Annotated in this window: 1 rRNA gene; it reads right to left on the reverse strand. The window is 53.2% G+C overall.

Going from position 1 to position 3,053, the window contains the following annotated elements:
* Positions 1–23: 23 nt before the first annotated feature.
* Positions 24–2,930: ribosomal RNA gene (locus tag E0L21_RS24545) — 23S ribosomal RNA — on the reverse strand.
* Between the last annotated feature and the right edge of the window lie 123 nt (positions 2,931–3,053).

A 3,053-nucleotide genomic window follows, 5' to 3' on the forward strand; every position in this document is an offset into this window, starting at 1 on the left:
CGCCAAAACATCTTCGGCGTTGTAAGGTTAAGCCTCACGGTTCATTAGTACCGGTTAGCTCAACGCATCGCTGCGCTTACACACCCGGCCTATCAACGTCGTCGTCTTCAACGTTCCTTCAGGAGACTTATTGTCTCAGGGAGAACTCATCTCGGGGCAAGTTTCGTGCTTAGATGCTTTCAGCACTTATCTCTTCCGCATTTAGCTACCGGGCAGTGCCATTGGCATGACAACCCGAACACCAGTGATGCGTCCACTCCGGTCCTCTCGTACTAGGAGCAGCCCCCCTCAATTCTCCAGCGCCCACGGCAGATAGGGACCGAACTGTCTCACGACGTTCTAAACCCAGCTCGCGTACCACTTTAAATGGCGAACAGCCATACCCTTGGGACCTACTTCAGCCCCAGGATGTGATGAGCCGACATCGAGGTGCCAAACACCGCCGTCGATATGAACTCTTGGGCGGTATCAGCCTGTTATCCCCGGAGTACCTTTTATCCGTTGAGCGATGGCCCTTCCATTCAGAACCACCGGATCACTATGACCTGCTTTCGCACCTGCTCGCGCCGTCACGCTCGCAGTCAAGCCAGCTTATGCCATTGCACTAACCTCCTGATGTCCGACCAGGATTAGCTGACCTTCGTGCTCCTCCGTTACGCTTTAGGAGGAGACCGCCCCAGTCAAACTACCCACCAGACACTGTCCGCAACCCGGATTACGGGCCAACGTTAGAACACCAGCCATTAAAGGGTGGTATTTCAAGGGCGGCTCCACGCAGACTGGCGTCCACGCTTCAAAGCCTCCCACCTATCCTACACATCAAGGACCAGTGTTCAGTGTCAAGCTATAGTAAAGGTTCACGGGGTCTTTCCGTCTTGCCGCGGGTACACTGCATCTTCACAGCGAGTTCAATTTCACTGAGTCTCGGGTGGAGACAGCCTGGCCATCATTACGCCATTCGTGCAGGTCGGAACTTACCCGACAAGGAATTTCGCTACCTTAGGACCGTTATAGTTACGGCCGCCGTTTACCGGGGCTTCGATCAAGAGCTTCTCCTTGCGGATGACCCCATCAATTAACCTTCCGGCACCGGGCAGGCGTCACACCGTATACGTCCACTTTCGTGTTTGCACAGTGCTGTGTTTTTAATAAACAGTTGCAGCCAGCTGGTATCTTCGACTGATTTCAGCTCCACGAGTAAATCGCTTCACCTACGCATCAGCGTGCCTTCTCCCGAAGTTACGGCACCATTTTGCCTAGTTCCTTCACCCGAGTTCTCTCAAGCGCCTTGGTATTCTCTACCTGACCACCTGTGTCGGTTTGGGGTACGATTTCGTGTTACCTGATGCTTAGAGGCTTTTCCTGGAAGCAGGGCATTTGTTACTTCAGCACCGTAGTGCCTCGTCATCACGCCTCAGTGTTAAAGTGCTCCGGATTTGCCTGGAGCACACACCTTCACGCTTAAACCGGGACAACCGTCGCCCGGCTAACATAGCCTTCTCCGTCCCCCCTTCGCAGTAACACCAAGTACAGGAATATTAACCTGTTTCCCATCGACTACGCCTTTCGGCCTCGCCTTAGGGGTCGACTCACCCTGCCCCGATTAACGTTGGACAGGAACCCTTGGTCTTCCGGCGAGCGGGCTTTTCACCCGCTTTATCGTTACTTATGTCAGCATTCGCACTTCTGATACCTCCAGCATGCCTCACAGCACACCTTCGACGGCTTACAGAACGCTCCCCTACCCAACAACACATAAGTGTCGCTGCCGCAGCTTCGGTGCATGGTTTAGCCCCGTTACATCTTCCGCGCAGGCCGACTCGACCAGTGAGCTATTACGCTTTCTTTAAATGATGGCTGCTTCTAAGCCAACATCCTGGCTGTCTGGGCCTTCCCACATCGTTTCCCACTTAACCATGACTTTGGGACCTTAGCTGGCGGTCTGGGTTGTTTCCCTCTTCACGACGGACGTTAGCACCCGCCGTGTGTCTCCCGTGATAACATTCTCCGGTATTCGTAGTTTGCATCGGGTTGGTAAGCCGGGATGGCCCCCTAGCCGAAACAGTGCTCTACCCCCGGAGATGAATTCACGAGGCGCTACCTAAATAGCTTTCGGGGAGAACCAGCTATCTCCCGGTTTGATTGGCCTTTCACCCCCAGCCACAGGTCATCCGCTAATTTTTCAACATTAGTCGGTTCGGTCCTCCAGTTAGTGTTACCCAACCTTCAACCTGCCCATGGCTAGATCACCGGGTTTCGGGTCTATACCCTGCAACTTAACGCCCAGTTAAGACTCGGTTTCCCTTCGGCTCCCCTATTCGGTTAACCTTGCTACAGAATATAAGTCGCTGACCCATTATACAAAAGGTACGCAGTCACCCCATTAAAGAGGCTCCCACTGCTTGTACGTACACGGTTTCAGGTTCTGTTTCACTCCCCTCGCCGGGGTTCTTTTCGCCTTTCCCTCACGGTACTGGTTCACTATCGGTCAGTCAGGAGTATTTAGCCTTGGAGGATGGTCCCCCCATATTCAGACAGGATACCACGTGTCCCGCCCTACTCATCGAGCTCACAGCCTGTGTGCTTTTGTGTACGGGGCTGTCACCCTGTATCGCGCGACTTTCCAGACGCTTCCACTAACACACAAACTGATTCAGACTCTGGGCTCCTCCCCGTTCGCTCGCCGCTACTGGGGGAATCTCGGTTGATTTCTTTTCCTCGGGGTACTTAGATGTTTCAGTTCCCCCGGTTCGCCTCATGCCACTATGTATTCATGACATGATAGTGTGACGAGTCACACTGGGTTTCCCCATTCGGGTATCGCCGGGTCAAGGGTTCATATCACCTCGCCGGCGCTTATCGCAGATTAGCACGCCCTTCATCGCCTCTGACTGCCAGGGCATCCACCGTGTACGCTTAGTCGCTTAACCTCACAACCCGAAGATGTTTCTTTCGACTCATCATCGTGCTGCAAAAATTTGAGAGACTCACAGAACAGTTCGCACTGTTCAGTGTTTCAATTTTCAGCTTGATCCAGATTTTTAAAGAGCAAA

Source organism: Kosakonia quasisacchari (assembly GCF_004331415.1).
Classification (GTDB): domain Bacteria; phylum Pseudomonadota; class Gammaproteobacteria; order Enterobacterales; family Enterobacteriaceae; genus Kosakonia; species Kosakonia quasisacchari.